Origin of the sequence: Bradyrhizobium sp. RD5-C2 (assembly GCF_019972155.1) — a bacterium.
GTDB lineage: Bacteria > Pseudomonadota > Alphaproteobacteria > Rhizobiales > Xanthobacteraceae > Bradyrhizobium.
Genome location: NZ_BOVL01000009.1, coordinates 92,142 through 116,060 on the forward strand (window position 1 = coordinate 92,142; position 23,919 = coordinate 116,060).

The following is a 23,919-nucleotide window of genomic DNA, read 5'->3' on the forward strand; positions in this document are numbered from 1 at the left end:
AACGCTATTCCTTCCAGGCGTAGGAGACGTCGAGCACCCCGTTGAACATTTTCGGCACGCCCTTCACCTTTACGCTTGAGATCGCGTAGTAGGTGTTCTGGAAGGTCCAGAACCAGATCGCCTCCTTGTTGATCAGGCGGCTGATCGCGCAATAGTCCTCGGTACGCTGGGCGACGTCGGCGGTGGTTCGCGCATGCTCAAGCAGCCGGTCGAGCTCCGGATTGGAGTAGTTCGCCAGCGCGACCGGGCTGCCGGTGTGGAAATTGGCGTACATCTGCGGATCGGGATCGGCGAGATCAACGATGCGCCACGGCGTCAGCTGGAACTGGCGCATGAAGGCACGCGGGGGAATGGTCGCCTGATCGACCTGCTCGATCTCCATATTGGCGCCGATCCGCTTCCAGAATTGCTGCAACACCTGACCGCCGGTGCGGCCGCGCGGCGTTGCCGTGACCAGCATCTTGAACTCGACCGGCTTGCCGTAGTCCTTGAGCAGCGCCTTGGCCTTTTCGACATCGAAGGGCAACGCGCCGTCATCCTTGCACTTCACCCAGGACCCGTCGCCGTAGGGATTGCTGGCCGGCCGCGCCAGGCCATTGGTAATCGCTTGCGACATCTTGTTGCGGTCGAGCGCCATCACCAGCGCCTGGCGCACGCGCACGTCGTCGAACGGCGGGACCTTGGTGTTGAAGGCAGCGACTGCAGCCCCCGAGCCTTCATAGGTATGCACGGTTAGACTGGTATCCTTGCGCGCCTTGATGATGTTGTCGGCGTCGGTCTCGTCGTCCCAGACGATGTCGGCCTCGCCCGATTGCAGCGAGGCAAAGCGCGACTGCGCGTCCGGCAGCGGCTTCAGGATGATGCGGTCGAGATAGGGCTTGCCCTTGTCCCAGTAGTCCGGGTTCTTCTCCAGCACCATGCGGTCGCCGGCGGCCCAGGATTTCAGAATGTAGGGACCGGTGCCGACCGGGTTGCGATTGTAATCATCGCCCTTGGTCTTCCACGCGGTCGGCGACTGCATCACGTTGTTGGAGCTCTGGATCGACTGCGTCGCCGGAAAGTTCACCGCCGGGTCGCTAAAATTGTAGCGCACCGTGAGGTCATCAATGACATCCACGCTCTTGATGCTGGTGATGTAGAAGGCGCAGCGGCACTTGTTGGCCGGATCCTTCTGGCGGTCGAAATTCTCCTTCACCGCCTGCGCATTGAACGGCGTGCCGTCGTGGAATTTGACGCCGGGCCGCAGCTTGATGGTCCAGGTCTTGAAGTCCTCGGAATGGTCCCACGACAGCGCGAGCTTCGGCTTCGGCTCGCCCTTGTCGTCGAGCGTCATCAGCGTGTCGAAGATTGCGGCTGCCGCGGTGTTGGCCGACGTATCGTAAACGCCGACCTTGAGCGGGTCGAAGCCCGCGATGTCCAGCTCCTGGCCGACGGTGAGCGTACCGCCCTGCTTCTGCGCATGGGCCGGTGCAGCGAACGCCGCGGCACCTAATCCCGCCACAAGAAATATGCGCGCAACTGCGTGCGCGCGCCCGGCCAGCTTCATCGATGGTCCCTCCCAGGTGGGCGACGTCCGGTGTTCCGGATCGTCGTACGTTGGGCGGCAGCTTGTCCGGAATCGCCGCGCACGACAAGACCGTAAAACGGATGAAAAGCCGCAGGCAGATCACGATGCGATCATGCGGACCCGCATCGTGATCTGGCCGACCGGTTTGAGTCCGATCCTTCGGGCCGATATCCTCTTTGCGCCAATGCGGCCCTTCAGGCCCGGATCATGCTCTAGCTGCGCGCCGTCTTTGCCGGTTGCGCTGCGAAGCCTGCGATCTGATCGTCGGAGAGCCCGATCTCCTTCAGATAGGACAGTGTGTGCTCGCCGAGCGTCGACATCCGCTTGCGCGCGCCAACCGCCGCGCCGGACATCCGGAACGGCAGATTGAGCACCTTGAAGCTGCCGCCGCCGTCCTCGACCTCGGCCAGTGCACCGCGATGGGCGATTTGCGGATCGGCGAGCGCCTCGCGCACGGTGCGATAGGCCGACGACGGCACGCCATATTCATTGAGCGCGGCAAGACAGGCCTGCGTGCTGACCGCGCGCGACCACGCCTCCACACCCTCCATCAGGCCCGCCCAGTTGTCCCGCCGATCGGAATATTTGGCGAAGCGCGGATCGGACACCCATTCAGGCCGGCCGATCACCTGCATCAGGTTCTGGAACGTCTTCTCGCTGGCGATCGCCACCATCACGTAGCCGTCGCTGGTTTCGATCGGGCCGAACATCGGCCGCTGGGTTTGCTTCACCTCGAATTGCGACCACTGCAACTCGTTCAGGGTCAGGCTCAGCATCGATTCCAGCATCGACACGTCGATATGCTGGCCCTTGCCGCTGGCACCGCGCTGATAGAGCGCGGCCGAGATTGCGCCGAAAGCGTAGACCCCGGTCAGCACATCGGCGTGATAGATGCCGCAATAATCCGGCCGGGTGCGGCCCGGCTGGTAGGCGAGATGCGCCATCTCGTAGCCTGAGGCGGCATGGATCACCGGCGCATAGGCCGGCAATTCCGCCGACGGGCCGGTCTGGCCGTAGCCGGAGATCGAGCAGAAGATCAGCTTCGGATTGATGTCGCGGATCGAGGCATAGTCGAGCTTCAGCCGCCGCATCACGCCGGGGCGGAAATTCTCCACCAGCACGTCGGCGGTCGCGATCAGCCGGCGCACGGCTTCGACGCCGGCCGGTGACTTCAGGTCGAGCACGAGGCTGTTCTTGCCGATATTGAGCTGGCCGAACGCCGTCGAGCAATGGTTGCGCACCGGCGGCCGCGTCCGCATCGTCTCGCCTTCGGCGGGCTCGATCTTGATCACCTCCGCGCCCATGTCGGCGAGCATCCGCGTGCAATGAGGTCCGGCGATCGTGGTCGAAAAATCGAGCACGCGAAGGCCGTCAAAGCTCCGTGTCAAATTCCCCTCATCGTCGGCGGCTATTGTCGTGGCCAAGGCTTCCTCCAGCTTCGTCGTTTCCGTTGTTCGGCGTCGCGCGACCCTAAAGTGAGCCGCCCTGGCAGGAAAGCGTCTCGTCCAGACCGGGACCGCGGGCCGTCTTGCATTTTACTCAAAGGCAGATTGGACCCGATCTTGCATAGCTCTGTCACGGGCTGGAACGAGGGCGCTTGTTGAAGGTCTTATTCGTTACGACCGAGATGGACGATTTCGTCCGCGTGGGCGGGCTCGGCGCCGTTTCCGCTGCGCTTCCCCGGGCGCTCCGCCCCTGGAGCGACGTCAGGATCATGCTTCCCGGCTACCGGGACGTCGTCGAACAGTTCACGCATATTGAAATCGTTGGACAATGCGAGGCGCTCGCCGAGATGCCTGCCTGCACGCTCGGACGTGCATCGACCAAGGACGGGCTGCCGGTCTACGTGCTGCTGTGTCCGCAGCTCTACGACCGGCCGGGCAATCCCTATGGCGACGAGTCCGGCCGCGACTGGCCCGACAACGACATCCGATTCGGCCGCTTTGCCTCCGCCGCTGCCGAACTTGCAGCCGGAACGTTGGACGAGAATTGGGCAGCGGATCTCGTTCACGCCAACGACTGGCAGGCCGCGCTCACACCCGCCTACCTCGCATGGCGCGAGGCGCGGATTCCATCGATCCTGACCATCCACAATCTCGCCTATCAGGGCTTGTTTCCGAAGGCCTCGCTGCGGCGGATCGGCGCACCGGAAAGCTCCTTCCACATCGACGGGCTTGAGTTCTACGACAAGCTGTCCTTCCTCAAGGGCGGCCTCGTCTACGCCTCGCATCTGACCACGGTCAGCGCGACCTATGCGAGGGAGATCACCACCGCCGAGCTCGGCTGCGGCCTGGAGGGGCTGCTGCGCGTGCGCTCCGACGCCGACCAGCTGACCGGCATCCTCAACGGCATCGACGAGAGCTGGGACCCGCGCCACTGCGCGCAGCTCGCCCAGCCGTTCGGCGCCGGCGACTGGAAGGGCAAGCAGGCCAACGCCGACTATGTCCGCCGGCAATTCGGCCTTGCGGTCTCGCGCGGGCCGATCTTCGGCCTGGTCGCGCGGCTCGTGCATCAGAAGGGCGTCGACCTCGTGCTGTCGGCCGCCGACGAGATCATCAGGGACGGCGGACAGATCGTCGTCACCGGCAGCGGCGAGCCCGCGATCGAGGATGCGCTGGTGGCCGCGCACCGGCGCCGCCCCGACGCGATCGGCGTCATCATCGGCTTCAACGACGCGCAGGCGCGCCGGATCTTCGCCGGCAGCGATTTCACCCTGATGCCGTCGCGCTTCGAGCCCTGCGGCCTCAGCCAGATGTATGCGCAGCGCTTCGGCTCGTTGCCGATCGGCCACCAGACCGGCGGGCTGGCGGAGACCATCGCCGACGGCGAGACCGGCTTCCTGTTCGCGCAGCCGTCGGCGGAATCCTTCCTCGGCGGCGTCAGGCGCGCGTTCGACGCCTATCGCGCCAAGGATCGCCTCAACGCCATGCGCGCCAGCGCGATGGCCAAGTCCTACAGCTGGGACCTGTCGGCCGCCTGCTACGGCGCGCTGTACCGGAGGCTCATCATGCCGCGGGCAGAAGCGTAAGGCGTCCGCCTCGCAGGCTTGTGAAGTCGCCAAGCTGGCATCCCAGCCGCTTTGTGACATTCAGCCTGCGCCGCCGACCCCATTCGTGCGATCATGTCCGCGCCCAAGGCCTTCTGCCTGGACGATCACGCAAGCATGAAATTGGCAATGACGGACTTATTGCAAAAACCCAATTGCGATGGAGGAACATCATGGACGTCAACGAGGAGCGTCTTAATTCATTCATGGGAAAGATGATCGGCGATGTCGGCGCGGCTATGAACGCCTCGCTGATGCTGCTGGGCGACAAGCTCGGACTCTACAAGGCTCTCGCGCAGCAAGGACCGATGAACGCGGCGGCCCTGGCCAAGGCAACAGGAACGGCCGGACGTTACGTTCAGGAATGGCTCTCGGCACAGGCCGCTTCCGGCTACGTCGAGTACGACAGCGCGACCGGAAAATTCTCGATGCTGCCCGAGCAGGCGCTCGCGCTCGCCGACGAGGAGAGCCCGGTCTTCCTGGGCGCCGTGGGAAGCCTGGTCGGCGCGACGTTTCTCGACGAGCCGAAAATTACCGATGCGTTCAAGACGGGCAAGGGCGTCGGCTGGAACAAGCGCAGCGAATGCCTGTTCTGCGGCACCGCCCGGTTCTTCCGCACCAGCTACAAGCACTATCTGGTGCAGGAATGGCTGCCGGCGCTCGAGGGCGTCGTCGACAAGCTGAAGAAGGGCGCTGTCGTCGCTGACGTCGGCTGCGGCCACGGCGTCTCGACCCGGTTGATGGCGGAAGCGTTTCCGAAGTCAACCTTCTACGGCTTCGACTATCATGATGGCTCGATCCAGACGGCACGGATGTCCGCGAAGGAGGCGGGATTGTCGGACCGCGTCCATTTCCAGACGCACTCCGCCAAGGACTTCCCAGCCAACAAGTATGACCTGGTGTGCTTCTTCGATTGCCTGCACGACATGGGCGACCCGGTCGGCGCGCTCAAGCACACCCGCTCCACCCTCGCCGACGACGGCACCTGCCTGTTGATCGAGCCGTTCGCCAATGATCGGCTGGAGGACAACCTCAATCCGATCGGGCGGGTCTACTATGCGGCGTCGACGATGATCTGCACGCCGGCGTCGCTGGACCAGGAGGTCGGACTCGCGCTCGGCGCGCAGGCCGGCGAGACCCGGCTGCGCGAGGTGGCGCGTCAGGGTGGCTTCTCGCGTTTCCGCCGCGCGGCGGAAACACCGTTCAACCTGATCCTGGAAGCCCGGCCCTAACGGCGATACGCGATTGGACGGCGGTGTCGCACCGCCGTCCAACGCTCAGAGTGTTGACTGATCCCGCGGCAGCGCCCCGCTACCAGTCCTGTTGCGATTGCCAGTAGTACTGGCCGCCGCGCCGGCGCGGATTGGCGGGTTGAGGATTGCCGTAATACGGGGAGCCGTACTGGGTCGGCGCCTGAGGATTGCCGTATTGGGGATAGCCGTATTGGGTGCCGGACTGGGGATTCCAGCTGCGCTGAGAGAAGAAGCCGAAACCGTCCCCGTCCCCGCTTGCAACCATGTCGTCGGTTTCCATCGGCCGGGTCGGCTTGCGTGTGATGAAACCACCCTGGGGCTGGTTGCTCAGCACGGCGACGAACTCGGTGCGGTAATTGGTCTCGGCGCTCAGCGGCTCATCCGAGATGATGATCGACGAGCGCGGCACGGCGGTCGGCGCAATCCGATCCAGCACATCCTGCGGGATGGTGACGCGGTCGAGCGCGTCCTTGGCGTTGCCGCCGTCGTCGATCGTCACCTCGGTCCAGCGCAGGCTGCCGTCGTTATTGCGGGCCATCGCGGTGAAGATATGCGTGCCGATCGGCTGGTCCGGATCGCGGATCGTCACGGGAACCTCGATGCTCGAATCGAACACCTCGCCCCCGTCAGCCCATGGCTTGTGGGTGTTGCGCCGGACATAGAGCTTCTGCGTCGAGCGGCTGATGTAGACAGAGACCGGCTCGAGCGCGAGCTTCGCCTCGGTCGCCGCCTTCTGGGTGTCGACCTTCTTGGTCTCGGCCGCCTTGGCGGCGTCCTTTGCGGCCGCTGCGGCGTCGAGCTTCGGCTTGGCGTCGCCCTGGGCCGCCTCGAACTGCGTCGTCGCTTCCGCGGCCTTGGCGGCGGCCTTCTGCTTCAAATCCTCGGCGCGCGCCTTGGCCTGGTCGGTCTTGGCATTGGCGAGCGTCTTGTCGGCGAACGCGAGCTCGGCGTCGGCACGGGTCTTTGCCTTTTCCAGCTTGCGCAGTGACGCCGGCGTGAACAGTGCAGCTTCCTTGGTCGCGGCCACGGAGGCCTTCTTTGCCTCGTCGGCCACCTTGGCGGCATCCGCGGCTTCGCGGGACAGCGTCTCGGCACGCGCCGGAGCAGCCGCGATGGCCTGGGCGTTCGGCACGAACAGCGCGGGGTGGGTGAAATTCTCCGGGGCCGGATCGTTCGGCGCGATGATCACCCGCATCCCGATTCGCGTCCTGTCGAACAGCTTCTCGGCGAAGTCGTAGGGCATCCGCACGCAGCCGTGCGAGGCCGCATAGCCGGGCAGCGGGCCACCATGCAGCGCGATGCCGTTCCAGGTGATGCGCTGCATGTTCGGCATCCAGGCATCGTCATAAAGCGTCGAGTGGTGGTCCTTGTCCTTCTCGATCAGCGCAAAGACGCCGGCTGGCGTTTCGCGTCCCTTGACCCCGCTCGACACCGGCGCGCGGTAGATCCAGCCGTCGGCGTCGTAGAAGGTCACCTTCTGGGCCTTGATCGACACGATCGCCATGATCGGCTCGCCCGCGGCGCGCGGCGCGGTCGCCTCGACCGTTGCCGCAGGACGCTGCTGCTTTGCCGCGGCGCCGCCGGTCAATGACGCAAGTGTGACCATCGCCGCGAAGGTCACAAAGGCGGGAGGCCCCCAACGCCGCATCGCTCCGGTGATCTGCGCCGTCGTCGTTCGAATTACCATGCGATTCCTCGGTCGAAATGCCTGCCCGCGCTGCGTCGATCCCTACCAGATCACGATTTTGGATTGATTAATCCCGGGGACCATCGGCTCGTTCCAGCAGCAAATCACTCATATATGACGGCGCATGCATGAGGAAGGGTGCGGCGGGGCGAAACCTGCCCGCGTCATGCCGTCCGCCGCGTCTCCGGCATCACCAGCCAGATCATGAACAGCCCAAGCGCGGCAACGCCGGCCAGGCCCATGAAGGCGGTGCTGCTGCCGAGCTTGTCGCTGACATAGCCGGCCAGCACCGTGCTGAGCGACGCGCCGATACCGACCGCGGTTCCAACAATGCCCTGCGCCAGGTTGAAATGGCCGCTGCCGAACGCCACGTCGGCCACGATCAGCGGCACCATGACGCTGAAGATCGCCGCGGTGATTCCGTCGAAGATCTGCACCATGACCAGCAGATAGGGATCCCGCACCGTTGCGAACAACAGGCCCCGGATCACCAGCGAGGCGAAGGCAATTAGCAGCAGCGGCCGCCGGCCCCAGGCCTGGGCCTTGCGGCCGACCGACGGCGAGCACAGCGCGACGATCGCTTGCGGCACGATGATGCAGGCGGCGATCAGGACCGGCGCCCATTGGCTCGACCGTGTCGTGACGACGCCCGCCATCAGCGGCAGCATCGCGGCATTGGCGAGTTGGAACAGCATCATCGCGCCGGCAAAGATCAGGAGCGACCGCTGCCGCACCAGACCGACGATACTGGTCGCCCGTTTGTCGGGAACCTCCCGCTTCACCTCGCCATGGGCCTGCGCGATGTCGATCTCGCGCTCGCGGATCCGCGCCAGCGACAGCAAGGTCGGGATCGCCAGGATGAAGGTCACGAGGAACACCGATCGGCTCGACAGGAAATAGCCGCAGGCCCCCATCAGCGCCGCGGCCGAGCCGCTGCCGAGCGACGCGAAGCGCGCATTGCGGCCGAGCCGCTCGCCGATCGCCAGCGGACCGACCAGGCCGAGGCTGATCGCGGCGATCGCCGGACCCAGCACGCAGCTTGCGAGCGCGTGCAGCGTTGCGGCGAGCGTCACCACCGGGAAGATCGGCCAGAGCGCGTAGGCCAGCGCGGCAGCGCCGATGGCGGCCACCGCCCAGCCCGCAACGACCCGCTCCGAGCGCGCCGCATCGACGATCGCGCCGCCGGGCACCTGGCCCAAGAGGCCGATGATGCCGCCGATCGAGAGCACGAAGCCGATCTCGACCTGGGTCCATTTCTGCGTCGTCAGGTAGACCGCGATGAACGGGCCAAAGCCGGTTTGCACGTCGGCCAGGAAGAAGATGAACCAGTCGAGCCCGCGCTGGCTTTCGCGCGACGGCAAGCGCGGTTCCTCGGGACCGGGTTGATCGGAGACGACCGGCACAATTTTGGTGCCGCCGGCTGATCGCTCGCCACGACCGTCGCCAACCGTCTCGACGGAAGAGTTCGGACGCGCGACCAGCTCTAGCCCCCTAATGTTCGTAATCCCATGGATGAAGATTGCCGGCCGCGCCAAGCACGATCAGCGGCGTATCTTCCTTGTATTCAGGCGCAGCGCTCACCTGCTGCTTGTTGAGGTCCAGCGTGATGCTGTCGCTCTTGCTGGAAACGCCGGCGAAACGCAGTGCGTTCCAGTCGACCACGATCTTCCGGCTGCCGACGCCGAGGAAGCCCCCGAAATCGATCACCGCGGCGCGAACCTTGCCGTCGCGGTCGACGATGACGTCGACGATGCGGCCCATGTCCTCATTGGCGGAACTGCGCACGTCGCGCCCGAGAATGCCGTGCGCATCGCGCGCGCCGATCACGGTCACCGAAGGCGGCGGCGACTGTTCCTTTGACGGTTCCTTGGCCTGCTCCTTCGGTGCAGCAGCTGCTGGCGGCGCAGGAGTTGCTGGCGTCTTGCCTTCGTCGTCGGCGGCACGGACACCCGCGCATGTCAGCAGCGCCGCTCCAACCAGCATCACCATGATCCTCGGACGCATATACCTCTCCCCACGATTTCGCCGCGCGCACCGTGCGACGACGCTCAATGCGTCAGCACGATCGACACCTGGATCTGGCCGCGCGTGCGCAACACTTCGAGTGACACCTCGCCGCCGTGACGGCGCAGCCGCAAATCGACGCTGGACGCGCCGAGCCGGAGATCGCGCAGCACCACGTCGTTGAGAAATTCCGGCAGCCGCGGGTCGCGCAGGCGGATCTCGCCACGCGCGGTGTCGAACTCAAGCCCGAGCGCGGCCTCCAGCAGCGTGAACGGCGTCGCGCTCGCCCAGGCCTGCGGCGCGCAGGCCACCGGATAAAGCACCGGGCCGCGCCGGCGCTCGCGGCGGAAGCCGCAGAACAACTCCGGCAGCCGCCGCAGCTCCATATAGCTCGCGGCATCGAACAGGCCCTTGAACAGATGCGCGACCGAATGCTTGAGGCCGTAGCGGGCGAAGCCGAGTGCGATCAGCGCATTGTCATGCGGCCAGATCGAGCCGTCGTGATAGGACATCGGATTGTAGCGCGCCTCGCCTGCGGCGACGGTGCGGATACCCCAGCCCGAGAAGAATTTCTGGCTCATCAGGTCGGCGGCAACCCGTCGCGCGCGGTCCTCGCGCACCATGCCGGAAAACAAGATCTGTCCGGCATTCGACGTGCGCACCTTGCACGGCTGCTTGGCGCCGTCGAGCGCGAGCGCATAGGTGCCGAGCTCCTCGCACCAGAATGCCGCCTCGAACCGCTCACGCAGCTGCTCGGCCTCCGCATCGAGCCTCAAAGCCTTGTCGGCGAAGCCGAGCCGCCGCGCCGCTTGCGCGGCAAGCTGCTTGCCGGCGAACACATAGCCCTGCACTTCCGCCAGCGCGATATTGCCCTCGGCAAGCGTGCCGTCGGCGTGGAAGATGGCGTCGAAGGAGTCCTTCCAGCCTTGATTGCGAAGACCTTCATCGGTCGCGCGTTGGTACTCGATAAAACCGTCGCGATCGGGATCACCAGGGCCGTCGATCCACTGCAAGCCGGCCTCGACCGCCGGCCACAGCTCGCGCAACGTCTCGACGTCGCCGGTGCGCTCCAGATAGAGCCCGGCGAGCAGCACGAACAGTGGGGTCGAATCGACGCTGCCGTAGTAATGCGCGAACGGCACCTCGCGAAGCGCCGCCATCTCGCCGCCACGCATCTCGTGCAGGATCTTGCCCGGCGCTGCATCGGACAAGGGATCGACCGCCTTGGCCTGGAACAGCGCGAGCCGCTTCAACACGCCCTTCGCGATCCGCGGATCGACCCACAGCATTTGCAGCGCGGTGATCAGCCCGTCGCGGCCGAATGTCGTCGAATACCAGGGAATGCCGGCATAGGGATAACGGCCCTGCGGCGTCTCCGTCATCAGCATATTGAGGTCGGCCATCGCCTGGCACAGCACCTCGTTGAAGATGTTGTTCGAGGTCTCGATGCTGGCCGCGCCGGCCGTCGAATTTCGCATCTCGCGGCGATGCGCCAAGAGCCCGCGGAAGAACGGCACCGGCTTCTGCATGATCGGCTTGTTGCAGGACACCGCGACGAACAGCGAGGTGACCTGCCCCGGCTCGAGGTCGAAATGGTAGGTCGCGGTGTTGACCGACAGCCGCGTCGGCCGCGGATCGAAATGCAGCGCGGTGATCCGCGTCTGCTCGTCGAGGCCGCAATATTCCAGCACCACGTCGGTCGGGCCGAGCAGCTTGCTCGAGCCGATGCCCCGTCGCGGCCGCCGCTCGCCGCGTACCTCGAACAGGTCGGCGAAATCATTGTCGAACAGCAATGTGAGATCGAAGCTCGCGGCAAGATCGCCGTGGTTCTGCAAGCCGATGCGCTGATAGGCGGTGCCGCGCCACAGGAAGATCGAGCGCACGATGTGCAGCGTGTCCTTCTGCAAGGTCAGACGGCCGTCGCGATAGACGTCGGAATTGGTGAGATCGACCGTCAGCGCCGAATTGTCGTCGCGCATGTTGGAGCCGAGCAGCAGCGGTTGCACGTCCTCCAGCACCATTTCCAGCCGCGCGAGATAGCGCGTGTCGGCGTTGAACAGCCCGTCGGGGCCACCCGCCGAAGCGCCGATGTCGCCGTGGCTGTCGAGCACGATGAAGGTGTCGTCATGCTTGAGCGAGCGCCGCGGCCGTGCCGCGGGCCCGGTCATCGGAATGTAGAACGGCGATTCGGCGACGAGCTCAGTGATGCGAGCAGTGATGCTCTGCGTAACGACGTCAGCTGCCATCTGAACCTCTGGCGACTTTGCTTGGCCCGACTCTCGGCCTGACTGTTGGCTCGAATCTCGGCTCGAACGAACGCACCGGAACGCAAGAACGCGCTTGATGACGCGGGTCAGGCCGCGCTGGTGGAGAGCCGGCCCATCTCGCGCGCGACCAGGTCGCGGTAGGGACCCCTTCCCTTCACGAGGATATCGGGCGGACCGTCCTCGACGATCCGGCCACCCTGCAGCACGAGCACGCGGTCGAAGCTGCGCAGCGTCGCGAGGCGGTGCGCGATCGCCACCACCGTACGCCCGCGCATCAGGCGCGACAACGCCTCGCGGATCGCCTCCTCGGAGTCGGCATCGAGCGCCGCGGTGGCCTCGTCGAGCAGCAGGATCGGCGCGTCCTTCAGGAAGGCGCGCGCGATCGCAATCCGCTGGCGCTGGCCGCCCGAGACCTTGACGCCGCGATCGCCGACGATGGTGTTCATGCCCTCGGGCAAGGTCTCGATGAAGTCGCAGCGCGCCGCGATCGCCGCCCGCCGCACCTCGTCGTCGGTGGCGTCCGGCCGGCCGTAGCGGATGTTCTCCAGGATCGAGCGGTGGAACAGTGAGATGTCCTGCGGCACCACCGAGATCGCCGCGCGCAGGCTCTGCTGGGTGACGCGCGAGATGTCCTGGCCGTCGACCGTGATGGCGCCCTGCTCGACATCGTAGAAGCGCTGCAGAAGGGTAAACAGTGTTGACTTGCCGCCACCGGACTGCCCGACCAGGCCGACCCGCTGGCCGGGCTGGATCCGCAGGCTGAAGCGCTCGAACACCTGCAACCCGCCGGGATAGCGGAACGAGAGGTTGTTGAAGGCGATCGCCGCACCGCTCTTCACCAGCACCTCGGCTTGCGGATGGTCCTTCAGCTCATGCGGCTGCAACAGCGTCGCCAGCGCCTCGGTCAGACGGGCGACATGCTGGGTGACGTCGACCAGCGCAACGGCGAGATCGCGGGTGGCGCTGAGGATCGAGATGCCGAGGGTGCAGACCAGCACGACGTCGCCGGTGGTCGCCGCGCCCTGCTGCCAGAGATTGAGCGCCCAGGCCAGCATCGCGATCGTCAGAATGACGGTCACGCCGGCGTGAACCAAACGAAGCTTTTCGAGATAGCGTAGGGAACGGCCGCGCGCGACGAGTTCCCGATTGACGGTCGCGTCGAAGCGGTCGTGCTCATAGCCGAGGCCGCAGAACGCGCGCACCAGCGGCAGGTTGTTGATGACGTCGACCATTTCGCCGTCGACAGCAGCGGCCCTGTTGGCAAAGTCGTCATGCAGCGGCCGGCCGGCGGCGGCCATGCGGAACATCGCTACCACCATGGTTCCCGCGATCAGGATCAGCACTGCTGACATTGTCACGCTGACGGTTCCAACCAGGGTGATCGCCGCGAAGGTCGCGATGCAAGGCGGCAACACGTTCCATACGAACATGTTCTCGACGGTGTAGACCGCGTTCGACGTCGCCGTGATCCGGCTGGTCAGCATGCCCGGCAGCCGGTCCGTGAAATAGCTCGGCGCATGGCCGGTGAGATGCCGGAACATGTCGCGGCGAAGGTCGCCGGAAACACTGACGAAGGTGTAGCTCGCGGTCCAGCTCGCGATCCGCCACAGGAAGTTGTCGGCGGCGATCAGCGACATGAGCAGAGCGAATGCCAGCCATACGCCATTCGCAGCCGACGGCCCTGCCGACAATGCGTCGACCAGATTCTTCACGCCGTATTGCGTGCCTACCGAACAGGCAACCGCCGCGACGACGGCCGACAAGATCACAACATGCGACGGAAGCCGCCGGCGCAGATAGCGCAGCACAAAGGGGAACGGGCGATGCGCGTATCCTGACAGATGGTCCATGACGTCCTGCAAAGCTGTTGAAGGTGAACGAGAAAATTTTAGTCGAAACTCTCGTGCACGATGACGTGAAGGGCGGCGGTGGGATTGCTCGATGCAGCCATCACTGCGCGACAATTTTGCAACGCTGGCGTCGGCAAAAACGTGTTGGAGCGAGATGGCATCAGCAAGACCACAGTGTGATGGAAGAAAGAAGCGGCAGATCTCCTACACCTAAGGAACCTCGCACGTGCGAGAACGTTCCCGTCTTTGGCATGTCGCTGCCATCAGAGGGCTGAGGGCTCATCCACATTACAAACATGGAGACGGAGAAATGCGCATCGCGCAGGTTGCCCCGCTGACGGAGGCTGTTCCCCCCAAGCTCTACGGCGGCACCGAACGGGTCGTGCACTGGCTGACCGAAGAACTTGTAACACTTGGACATGACGTGACGTTGTTCGCCAGCGGCGACTCCCAGACCTCCGCGAAGCTCGACGCGACCTGGCCGAAGGCACTGCGCCTCGACGGCTCCGTCCGCGACCCCAATGCGCTGCACATGGTGATGCTGGAGCGCGTGCGGCAGAAAGCCGACGACGACGAATTCGACTTCCTGCATTTCCATCTCGACTATTACCCGTGGTCGCTGTTCGCGCGGCAGCCGACGCCGTTCGTGACCACGCTGCACGGACGGCTCGACCTGCCGGAGCACCAACCCGTCTTCAACACCTTCTCCAAGATCCCGGTGATCTCGATCTCCAATGCCCAGCGGCGGCCGGTGCCTCAGGCGCACTGGGTGCGCACCATCCATCACGGTCTGCCGGAGAATTTGCTGACGCCGCAACCGGCCAAACAATCCTATCTCGCCGTGCTCGGGCGCATCGCGCCGGAGAAAGGCGTCGATCGCGCGATCAAGATCGCGATCCGCTGCGGCATTCCGCTGAAGATCGCAGCCAAGGTCGATCGCGCCGACCAGGAATATTACGACGAGTTGATCAAGCCGCTGATCACCAGCAACCCGCTGGTCGAGTTCATCGGCGAGATCAGCGACCGCGAGAAGCCGGATTTTCTCAGCGGCGCGATCGGGCTGCTGGTTCCCATCGACTGGCCGGAGCCGTTCGGCCTCGTGATGATCGAAGCGATGGCCTGCGGCACGCCCGTGATTGCGTATAACCGCGGTTCGGTGCCGGAGATCATCGAGGACGGTCTGACCGGCTTCATCGTCGAGGACGAAATCAGCGCGGTCGCTTCCGTGGGCCGGCTCTCGACGCTCAACCGCGATGCGATCCGCAAGCAGTTCGAGACCCGCTTCACCGCGCGCCGCATGGCGCTCGACTATCTCGCCGCCTATCGCAGCCTGATGGAAGCCAAGCCGCGCTTCAAGCTGGTGGCGAGCGCGGAATAGCCGTTGCAGCGGCCGATCGAATGATCCGGCGGGCCGGCCGGCACCCTCTGTGCCGGTCCATCGGTCATTCGATTGTCAATAATACCGCCGCATCCGCCGGCAACTCCCACGCAGCGGAGCGGTTCACACGCGCGCGTCGCGCGATTGCTGCGACGCACCAGTCGCAATGCGTTTCCCGTGAGCCCGGCTGATATCGCCTTTGCGATTGCCGAATTACGTGCTCTTATGCTTCCCGCGCAAGCAAAAAATAATAAGCGAGCGGACGGAGCAACCGAGCCGCAGTCGCACAGGGGGAACGCCATGACAGGGGACCGCAAGCCGTCGGCCATTAATAATGCCGCGCCGACCAAAGCCTCACGGACAAAGCTGAACCGCCGCAAATTCCTGGTCAAAACCGGCGGGGTGCTCGCGGCCGGCGCATTCGGCGCCGTCCCGCTGCGCGGCTGGGCCGCCGACCCGATCAATATCGGCGCGCTCTATCCGAGCACCGGCGGCATGGCGCAGATCGGCGTCGGCTGCGTTGCAGCAGCGAAGCTCGCCGTCGACATGGTCAACGAGGCCGGCGGCATCAAGTCGCTCGGCGGCGCCAAGCTCAACCTCATCGTCTCCGATGTGCAGAGCGACACCACGGTGACGCGCACCGAGACCGACCGGCTCATCACCGGCAACAAGCTGTCAGCGATCCACGGCTGCTACGCCAGCGCGCTGACCTTGATCGCAAGCGAAGTCTGCGAGCGCGCTCACGTTCCGATCATCACAGGATCGAGCTCCGACCAGCTCAACAAGGGACGCACCTACACCTTCACGCCGTTCGCGCGCGCCTCGCAATTCGCCAAGGCGCAGTTGCAGATGGCCAAGCTGGTCAGCGACCAGGCCAAGGTCGCCGTCATCTTCGAGAACACCGCATTCGGCACCTCGACCTCGAACGGGCTGAAGGAGCTGGCGCCCGGCGAAGGCGTCGAGATCGTGATGTTCGAGCCCTACTCGGCCGGCTTCACCGATGCGAGCCCGCTGATCAACAAGGTCAAGGCTTCCGGCGCCAATGCACTGTTCTCGCTGTCCTATCTCAACGACCTGATTCTGATCGTGCGCACCGTGAAGCAGGTCGGGCTCAACATCGCGATCAATGGCGGCTCGGGCGGCTTCGTGATGCCGGACTTCTACAAGAATGTCGGCAAGGCGGCCGAAGGCCTGCAGGGCGTCGCGCACTGGAACCACGACGTCAACGACGATGCGCAGAAGGTCAACGCCGAGTTCAAGAAGCGCACCGGCGAGTTCGCGTTCGAATATGCCGGCGGCCTGGTCGCGCAGACCTTCATGCTGGCCGACGCGCTGGAGCGCGCCGCATCCGCCGACCCGAAGAAGGTGCGCGAGGCGCTCTCGACGCTCGACGTTTCCTCGGGCTTTGCGGCGATGGCGCCCGGCGGCAAGGTGAAGTTCGGCCCCGACGGCAAGAACGTCTATGGCCGTCCGGTCGGCGTGCAGTGGCAGAATGCCGATCTTGCCAGCATCTTCCCCAAGGAAGACGCCCGCGCCCCGCTGATGAAGACCTGAACCGCGGTCGCATCGCATGTGGGAGACACTGGCCCAGGCTGTCATCAACGGCCTGCTCATCGGCGGCATCTATGCGCTGGTCAGCATCGGCGTCACGCTGATCTTCGGCGTGGTCAAGATCGTCAATTTCGCCCAGGGCGAGTTCGTGATGATCGGGATGTATATCTCGTTCTTTCTCGCCACCCAGTTCGGCATCGATCCACTGGTCTCGCTGGTCGTCTCGATGCCGGTGCTGTTCCTCGCCGGCGTCCTGATCCAGCACTTCCTGATCCGCAGGGTGCTCGGGCCGAACGACATGCCGCAGATCTTCCTGACCTTCGCGCTGTCGCTATTGCTGCTGAATCTCTCGCTGATGCTGTTCAGCGCGAATTACCGCACCGTCCACACCTCCTATTCGGATGAAGCGTGGCACATCGGCGGGCTGTACATCCCGGTGGCGAAGCTGATCGCCTTCGCGGTCGCGATGGCGCTCAGCGGGCTGCTCTGGGTGTTCCTGCACACCACCGATCTCGGTCGTGCTATGCGCGCGGCATCGCAGAACCGCGACGTCGCGATGCTGATGGGGATCAATCCCAACCGCGTGTTCGCGGTCGCGTTCGGCACCGCGCTGGCGCTCGCGGGTGCTGCCGGCTCGCTCTTGATGCCGTTCTATTCCGCCTATCCGTTCGTCGGCCAGGTGTTCGTGCTGATGGCATTCGTCGCGGTCGTGATGGGCACGCTCGGCAATGTGATGGGCGCGCTGGTCGCGAGCCTGATGATGGGCGTGGCGGAATCACTCGGCATCCAGTTCGTCGGCGCCGATTCCGGCCTGATCGTGGTGTTTGCGCTGCTGCTGCTGACGCTCGCCTTCAGGCCGAGCGGGCTCGGCGCCAGGAGGGGCCGCTGATGCAGACCTCAGGCAACATGAAATGGCTGTGGCTGGCGATCGGGGCCGTGGTCATGCTGGCCCTGCCGCAGCTCGTCACCTCGTCGTTTGCGATCGACATTCTCATCCGCATTCTGCTGTTCTCCTTCATCGGGGTCGCCTGGAACCTGATGGGCGGCTACGCCAAGCAGCTCTCGCTCGGGCACGCCGCCTATTTCGGGCTCGGCGCCTACACCTCGACCATCATGCAGGTGAATTACGGCATCTCGCCCTGGATCGGGATGATCGCAGGCGGCATGGTCGCGATGCTGGCGAGCCTGCCGATCGGTTGGCTCTGCTTCCGCCTGCGCGGCCCCTATTTCACCATCGCCACCATCGCGACCGCCCAGGTGCTGATGCTGATCTTCCTGAAATTCCGCGACTTCGCCTGGGGCGCCGAAGGCACCACGATCCCGAACCTCGGCAGCGCGCCGCTGATGATGCAGTTCGAGGAGAAGTCGTCGTACTACTACGTCGTGCTCGGCCTGCTCCTGGTCGGCCTCTGGATCACCCATCAAATCGAGAAATCCTGGATCGGCTACTACCTCGTTGCGATCGGCGAGGATGAGGATGCGGCTGAGGCGATCGGCGTCAACGCACCGAAGGTCAAGCGCGATATCTACATGATCAGCGCGTTCCTGACCGCGCTCGCCGGCACCTTCTACACCCAGTACATCTACTTCATCGATCCCGCGACCGCGTTCAGCTTCAGCGTCTCGATCGAGGCCGCGCTGGTCTCGATCGTCGGCGGCATCGGCACGCTGTGGGGCCCGGTGATCGGCACCGTGCTGCTGGAGACAACTTCCGCGCTGCTGCAAAGCTGGCTCGGTAGTTCTGTCGGCGGCATTCAGCTCACGGTCTACAGCCTGATCCTGATGGCCGTGATCCTGTGGCGGCCGACCGGGCTGATCGGGTTTGCGACCGACGTCTATCACCGCTATGTCCGGCGCAAGCCGGCGCGGGCCTGAGGTTGCGATGGCGGAAGCACTGGTCATCAAGGGTCTCAGCAAGCGCTTCGGCGGCCTGCGCGCCGTGCAGGACGTCAGCTTCACGGTGCAGGAGAACGAGACGGTCGCGCTGATCGGACCGAACGGCGCCGGCAAGACCACGAGCTTTCATTTGATCACGGGATTTCACCGCCCGGACTCCGGCTCGGTGCTCGCCTTCGGCCACGAGGTCGTGGGCCTCAGGCCGCACGACGTCTGCGCGCTCGGCATGGCGCGCACCTTCCAGGTCGCAAAACCGTTCGGCGCGATGACGGTGCTCGCCAATGTGATGACCGGCGCCTTCCTGCGCGACCGCCATGTCGCCGCCGCCCGCGACAAGGCGCTTGAAGCAATCGAATTCGTCGGCCTCGGCGCCAGGGAGCAGACGCCGGCCAAGGACCTCACCACGATCGACCAGCGCCGGCTCGAGATGGCCCGTGCCCTGGCGACGCAACCGAGAATCCTGCTGCTCGACGAGGTGATGGCCGGGCTCAACCCGGCCGAGATCGACCAGGCGGTGGCGCTGGTGAAAAAGCTCTCCGCCCGCGGCCTCACAATCGTGATCGTCGAGCATGTGATGCGCGCGATCATGGCGGTGGCCCGTCACATCGTGGTGCTCGATCACGGCCAGAAGATCGCCGAAGGTGCGCCAAAGGAGATCGTGGAGAACCCGGAAGTGATCCGCGCCTATCTCGGCTCCTACGTGCATCCGCCGGCGCAGGGAGACGCCCATGCTTGAGCTCTCCCGCGTCAGCGCCAGCTACGGCTCGGTCCCCGCCATCACCGACGTCAGCATCTCGATTGGCGAGGGCGAGGCTGTCGGCCTGTTAGGGGCCAACGGGGCCGGCAAGAGCACGACGCTGCGTGCGGTCTCCGGGCTCGTCAAGCTGTTCGCCGGCAAGGTCAGCTTCGACGGCGTCGACCTCGCCACGCTGCCGCCCTACCGCATCCCCGAGCTCGGCATCGCGCACGTCCCGGAAGGCCGTCAGGTGTTTCCGGAAATGACCGTGCAGGAGAATCTCGAGATCGGCGCCTATACGCCGAAGGCCAAGGCGGACCGCGCGCGCACGATGGAGTTGGTCTACAGCATCTTCCCGCGGCTCGCCGACCGCAGGAAGCAACTCGCCGGCACCATGAGCGGCGGCGAGCAGCAGATGGTCGCAGTCGGTCGCGGCCTGATGCTGAAGCCCCGCCTGCTGATGCTGGACGAGCCCTCGCTGGGCCTCGCCCCCGTGATGACCGACGTCACCTTCGAGAAGATCGGCGAGATTCACAAGATGGGCACCGCGATCCTCCTGGTGGAGCAGAATGTCAGCCGCGCGCTGTCACTGGTGCAGCGCGCCTATGTGCTGGAGAGCGGCAACGTGATCATGCAGGGCACCAGCGCCGAGCTTGCCAACAACAAACAGGTGCAGGCTGCGTATCTCGGGATATGAGCGAGCACTTATCGACCCGTCATCCTGAGGTGCGAGCGGAGCGAGCCTCGAAGGATGAATCGGCCACCACCCGGGCCGTCGACCCTTCGAGACGCGCGTTTCGCGCTCCTCAGGGTGACGGTTATAGTTCTGGGCATATGTCGGTCACGTCACCACCGTCCGCTTCGGCTCGACGATCTCGAACATCCGCGGGAATTCGTCCATCAGCATCATCAACTCGCCGAGCCGCAGCGGCTCGCCCGATACCTTGACCTTGCCGGCGCCGACAGCGTCCGGGAACGTGGTCAGCTTGGCGATCACCTCGTCGAGCACGCTGCGCGCCAGCGTGAAGCTGGCGTGCGCATCACTCGCCTGCGCGCCCTTGACGTAGGTCAGCGCCGAATTCTCGAGGTTGAGCACGAAGCTCTCGCCGGTGTCGGTGAAGCTCCAGTTCAGCACGATGCGCTTGCCCTCGGCCTTGGGGCCGTTGAGGCGGACGCCGAGCACGTCCCAGAGCTGTTCGGTACGGAGCGCAGCCAGCGTCTCGCGCGGCATCGGCGAGCGTGGCGGCGTCTTCGGCATGCCCTGCCGCAGCTCCTGGGCGCCGAACAGATAGGCGTTGCGCCAGGTCGAGCTCTCCGCGGCGTAGCCGAGTTGCTCGAACGTGTCGGCCAGCAACGCGCGGGCCGCCTGGTTGTCGGGCTCGGCGAAGACGAGATGGCTGACGGCCTGCGCGACGAAGCGGAATTCGCCCTTGGCGAAATCCGCGGTGGCGCGTTTCAGGATCGCATCGGCGCCGCCCATATACTCGACATACTTCTTGCCGGCATCGACCGGCGGCAAGGCATCGAGATTGACCGGATTGGCGTCGTACCAGCCGAGATACTTCTGGTAGATCGCCTTCACGTTGTGCCTGATGTGGCCGTAATAGCCGCGGCCGTGCCAAGCGCCCTCCAGGCTCTGCGGCAGCCTGATGGTCTCGGCGATCTCGGCCGCATTGAGCCCGTGATTCATCAGCCGGATGGTCTGGTCATGCGCGTATTTGTAGAGGTCGCGCTGCTGGCGGATCATGGTGTCGATCCGCTCCCGCCCCCACACCGGCCAATGATGCTGGCCGCACATCGCCTCGGCCTTGCCGCCCCACATCTGCAACGCCTCGCCGAGATATTTCGACCAGGCCAGCGCGTCGCGTACATCGGCGCCGCGGAACGGCAGCAAATTGTGGAAATTGTGCGTGCAGTTCTCCGCGAGGTTCAGAAGCTTGTAACGCGGAATGAAGAAATGCATCTCCGCCGGCGCTTCGCTGTTCGGCGCCATCTGGAATTCGAACTCGACGCCGTCGATGATGCGCGTATCACCGGTCGCGATGATCAGGTCGGTCGGCCGCAGCAACGCCACACCGCCGGCCGCCATGGTCTTGCCGAGACCGCAATCGACCTGGCCGCGCACGCCCTTGGCGAGGAACGGCCCGAACTGGTATTGCGCGCGGCGCAGCATCGCCGGCCCCGCGATGATGTTCTCGGAGACCGCGTGCTCCATGAAGAAGTTCGGCGCAATGATCGGCACGCCGGCCGCCAGCATCGCGTCGTCGAGCACGCCGCGCGCGCCACCCCAATGGTCGGTGTGGGTATGGGTGAAGATCACGGCGGCGACCGGCCGTTTGCCGCGATGCTGGAAATAGAGCTCCATCGCGGCGCGTGCGCCCTCGATCGAGGTCAGGGTGTCGACCACGATGACGCCCTTGTCGCCCTCGATCAGCGTCATGTTGGCGATGTCGAGCCCGCGCACCTGGTAGACGCCCGGCACCACCTCGAACAGACCGTGATGCATGTTGAGCCGCGACTGCCGCCACAGGCTCGGATCGACGGTCGCGGGCGCCTTTTCGTCGGAGAGGAAGCCGTAAGGCTCGAGGCTCCAGACCACCCTGCCCTGGGCCGAGGTGACGCGCGCGTTCTCGATGGTACCGAGGAAGCCGCGCGCGGCGTCGTCGAAATCCCTGGTGTCGGCGAACGGCAGCGCCTTCAGGGTTGCCTCGTGCTGCGCGATGACCGGCGCGGATGCCGCCTTCGGAAGTTCGTGCGACGTCTCACCTGCGGTTGTCTGGGTCATTACTCAAGCACTCCCTCGTTTGGCGAAGATCAGTCCCGATCGCGCATCCTTCAGCGGAATTGCACGCCTTCGAACTGGCCGCTGCGGCGCCAGCCGTCGATGTATTTGAAGTAGGCCAGCGCACCCGCCGGATAGCCGACATTGAGCTTGGCGGCAGGCCCGGGCTCGCGTCCCTCATTGTTGTAATAGCCGGGTGTGCAATCGGGCCCGCCGATCATTCGGCCGACCGCGGTCAGCAGCAGCTCGACCCAGCGATCCTCGGCGTCCTTGCTGACTTCGATTTCCTTGAAGCCGTTGTCCCGTGCATGGCCGACCATCAAGGCGATGGTCCGCGCAGCTTCGGTCAGATTGTGCGGCACGTTGGAAATGAGGTTGGCGCCCTGCGTCGGCTGCACGAAGAACACGTTGGGGAAGCCATGCACGTGGATGCCGTGCTTGGTGCGCATACCCTTGGCCCAATGCTCCGACAGCTTGATGCCGTCGCGGCCGGTCAGATCGAAGCCCGCGCGCCTGCGATATTCGGTTCCGACCTCGAAGCCCGATGCGTAGATGATGCAGTCGAGCTTGTATTCCTTGCCCGCGACGACGATCCCGTTCTCGGTGATCTCCTCGACGCCCTTGCCGTCGGTATCGATCAAATGCGTGCCCGGCGTGTTGAACGCCTGAAGATAGGCGTCGTGGAAGCATGGGCGCTTGCAGAGCTGGCCGTACCAGGCCTTGAGATTCCTAGCCGTCTCGCTGTCGCCGACGATGCTGTCGACCCGGTTGCGGATCTCCTCCATCTTCTCGAAGTCGGAATCTTCGAACACCGCCCGCATATTTTCCACGGTCCGCTGCTCGCGCGGCAGCAGCATTACCTTGGCGCGAATCCGCTTCGACAAATCGGTCCAGCCGTCCTGCACCAGGTCTTCCTCGGCCGATCCACCGGCCTGGTTGGCGGTGAAATTCTCCAGCCAGCGCTGTTGCCAGCCCGGCGTTGCGATATCGGCGAACCAGTCCGGATCGATCGGGCCGTTACCACGCACGTCGACCGACGACGGCGTGCGCTGGAACACGTAGAGCTCCTTGCAGGCGCGCGCGAGGTGCGGAATGCACTGCACCGACGTTGCACCGGTGCCGATGATGCCGATCCGCTTGTCAGCAAGCTTGTCCATCGGCGCGCCCCGGGGATCACCGCCGGTGTAGTCGTAATCCCAGCGGCTGGTGTGGAACGAGTGGCCCTTGAAGCGCTCGATGCCGGGAATGCCGGGCAGCTTCGGCACATGCAGCGGGCCGGTGCCGATGCCGACATATTGCGCGGTGAAGGCGTCGCCCCTGGTGGTGCGGACGATCCAGCGCGATTGCGCCGCGTCCCAATCGAGGCTCGTCACCTCGGTGTGAAACAGCGCGTTGTCATAGAGATTGAACTGCCGGCCGATCCTCTGGCAGTGCGCCAGGATTTCCGGCGCATGCGCGTATTTCTCCGTCGGCATGTGGCCGGTCTCTTCGAGCAGCGGCATGTAGACCATCGACGCCGTATCGCACTGCGCGCCGGGATACCGGTTCCAGTACCAGGTGCCGCCGAAATCGCCGCCCTTCTCGACGATGCGCACGTCCTTGACCCCGGCCTCGGTCAGTCGCGCCGCGGTGGCGAGCCCGGCAAAGCCGCCGCCGATGAAGGCGAAGGTGACGTGGTCGGTCTTCGGCGCGCGCTCCACGACCGGCGTGTAGGGATCCTCGAGATAATGCGCGAGCTGGTCCTTGATCTGGAGATACTGGTCGTTGCCGTCAGGACGCAGCCGCTTGTTGCGCTCCTCCTGATACTTCAGGCGCAGCCGCTCCTTGTCGATCGCGGCGGGCTTTGCGTCTTGGGCTTGCTCGGTCATCGTCATCGGAAGGGCGCCTCGTCTAGGGATAATT

The 23,919-nt window shown here is 65.0% G+C and carries 17 protein-coding genes; 8 read left to right on the forward strand and 9 right to left on the reverse strand.

Annotated features, from left to right (window positions below):
• Window positions 1-4: 4 nt before the first annotated feature.
• Both BraRD5C2_RS10115 and BraRD5C2_RS10120 read right to left on the reverse strand, forming a co-directional pair.
• Window positions 5-1,546, reverse strand: a complete 1,542-nt coding sequence (locus BraRD5C2_RS10115) for an ABC transporter substrate-binding protein (protein ID WP_223968126.1) — start codon at window positions 1,544-1,546, stop codon at window positions 5-7.
• 233 nt (window positions 1,547-1,779) lie between these two features.
• Window positions 1,780-2,991 carry a CaiB/BaiF CoA transferase family protein gene (locus tag BraRD5C2_RS10120; RefSeq protein WP_223968127.1) on the reverse strand — a complete coding sequence of 404 codons (1,212 nt, stop codon included), beginning with the start codon at window positions 2,989-2,991 and terminating at the stop codon, window positions 1,780-1,782.
• 176 nt (window positions 2,992-3,167) lie between these two features.
• On the opposite strand from BraRD5C2_RS10120, the gene glgA reads away from it, so the two are divergent.
• Window positions 3,168-4,595 (forward strand): glycogen synthase GlgA, encoded by a 1,428-nt coding sequence (gene glgA / locus BraRD5C2_RS10125; RefSeq protein WP_223968128.1) that lies wholly within the window; start codon window positions 3,168-3,170, stop codon window positions 4,593-4,595.
• A 191-nt stretch (window positions 4,596-4,786) separates the two neighbouring features.
• Complete coding sequence (locus BraRD5C2_RS10130) at window positions 4,787-5,845, forward strand: class I SAM-dependent methyltransferase (RefSeq protein WP_223968129.1); 1,059 nt, start codon at window positions 4,787-4,789, stop codon at window positions 5,843-5,845.
• 79 nt (window positions 5,846-5,924) lie between these two features.
• Here BraRD5C2_RS10130 and BraRD5C2_RS10135 read toward each other — a convergent pair whose 3' ends face one another.
• The 5 genes from BraRD5C2_RS10135 to BraRD5C2_RS10155 form a co-directional block, all read right to left on the reverse strand.
• Complete coding sequence (locus BraRD5C2_RS10135; protein WP_223968253.1) at window positions 5,925-7,472, reverse strand: L,D-transpeptidase; 1,548 nt, start codon at window positions 7,470-7,472, stop codon at window positions 5,925-5,927.
• Between the two features lie 245 nt (window positions 7,473-7,717).
• Window positions 7,718-8,914 (reverse strand): MFS transporter, encoded by a 1,197-nt coding sequence (locus BraRD5C2_RS10140; protein WP_223968130.1) that lies wholly within the window; start codon window positions 8,912-8,914, stop codon window positions 7,718-7,720.
• A gap of 130 nt (window positions 8,915-9,044) precedes the next feature.
• Entirely contained in the window at window positions 9,045-9,557 is a 513-nt protein-coding gene (locus BraRD5C2_RS10145; RefSeq protein WP_223968131.1) for a PRC-barrel domain-containing protein, read from the reverse strand.
• Between the two features lie 44 nt (window positions 9,558-9,601).
• Window positions 9,602-11,803 (reverse strand): amylo-alpha-1,6-glucosidase, encoded by a 2,202-nt coding sequence (locus BraRD5C2_RS10150; protein ID WP_223968132.1) that lies wholly within the window; start codon window positions 11,801-11,803, stop codon window positions 9,602-9,604.
• A 107-nt stretch (window positions 11,804-11,910) separates the two neighbouring features.
• Window positions 11,911-13,674, reverse strand: coding sequence for an ABC transporter ATP-binding protein (locus tag BraRD5C2_RS10155; RefSeq protein WP_223968133.1), 1,764 nt, complete (start codon window positions 13,672-13,674; stop codon window positions 11,911-11,913).
• A gap of 310 nt (window positions 13,675-13,984) precedes the next feature.
• Here BraRD5C2_RS10155 and BraRD5C2_RS10160 point away from each other — a divergent pair, with 310 nt between their 5' ends.
• The 6 genes from BraRD5C2_RS10160 (at window position 13,985) to BraRD5C2_RS10185 (ending at window position 19,932) form a co-directional block, all read left to right on the forward strand.
• Window positions 13,985-15,052, forward strand: coding sequence for a glycosyltransferase family 4 protein (locus BraRD5C2_RS10160; RefSeq protein ID WP_223968134.1), 1,068 nt, complete (start codon window positions 13,985-13,987; stop codon window positions 15,050-15,052).
• A 300-nt stretch (window positions 15,053-15,352) separates the two neighbouring features.
• Window positions 15,353-16,606: an ABC transporter substrate-binding protein gene (locus BraRD5C2_RS10165; protein ID WP_223968135.1), complete on the forward strand. Its 1,254-nt coding sequence runs from the start codon at window positions 15,353-15,355 to the stop codon at window positions 16,604-16,606.
• Between the two features lie 16 nt (window positions 16,607-16,622).
• Complete coding sequence (locus BraRD5C2_RS10170; RefSeq protein ID WP_092124918.1) at window positions 16,623-17,492, forward strand: branched-chain amino acid ABC transporter permease; 870 nt, start codon at window positions 16,623-16,625, stop codon at window positions 17,490-17,492.
• Window positions 17,492-18,478, forward strand: coding sequence for a branched-chain amino acid ABC transporter permease (locus tag BraRD5C2_RS10175; RefSeq protein ID WP_223968136.1), 987 nt, complete (start codon window positions 17,492-17,494; stop codon window positions 18,476-18,478). Before BraRD5C2_RS10170 ends, BraRD5C2_RS10175 begins: the two co-directional genes overlap by 1 nt.
• 7 nt (window positions 18,479-18,485) lie before the next feature.
• Entirely contained in the window at window positions 18,486-19,235 is a 750-nt protein-coding gene (locus tag BraRD5C2_RS10180; RefSeq protein WP_223968137.1) for an ABC transporter ATP-binding protein, read from the forward strand.
• The gene (locus tag BraRD5C2_RS10185) at window positions 19,228-19,932 is read left to right on the forward strand and encodes an ABC transporter ATP-binding protein (protein ID WP_223968138.1); all 705 of its coding nucleotides are present in this window, start codon (window positions 19,228-19,230) and stop codon (window positions 19,930-19,932) included. The genes BraRD5C2_RS10180 and BraRD5C2_RS10185 overlap by 8 nt, the downstream gene beginning before the upstream one ends.
• Before the next feature lie 144 nt (window positions 19,933-20,076).
• Here BraRD5C2_RS10185 and BraRD5C2_RS10190 read toward each other — a convergent pair whose 3' ends face one another.
• Window positions 20,077-22,020 carry an alkyl/aryl-sulfatase gene (locus tag BraRD5C2_RS10190; RefSeq protein WP_223968139.1) on the reverse strand — a complete coding sequence of 648 codons (1,944 nt, stop codon included), beginning with the start codon at window positions 22,018-22,020 and terminating at the stop codon, window positions 20,077-20,079.
• Window positions 22,021-22,070: 50 nt separating this feature from the next.
• Window positions 22,071-23,891 (reverse strand): flavin-containing monooxygenase, encoded by a 1,821-nt coding sequence (locus BraRD5C2_RS10195; protein WP_223968140.1) that lies wholly within the window; start codon window positions 23,889-23,891, stop codon window positions 22,071-22,073.
• Window positions 23,892-23,919 lie beyond the last annotated feature (28 nt).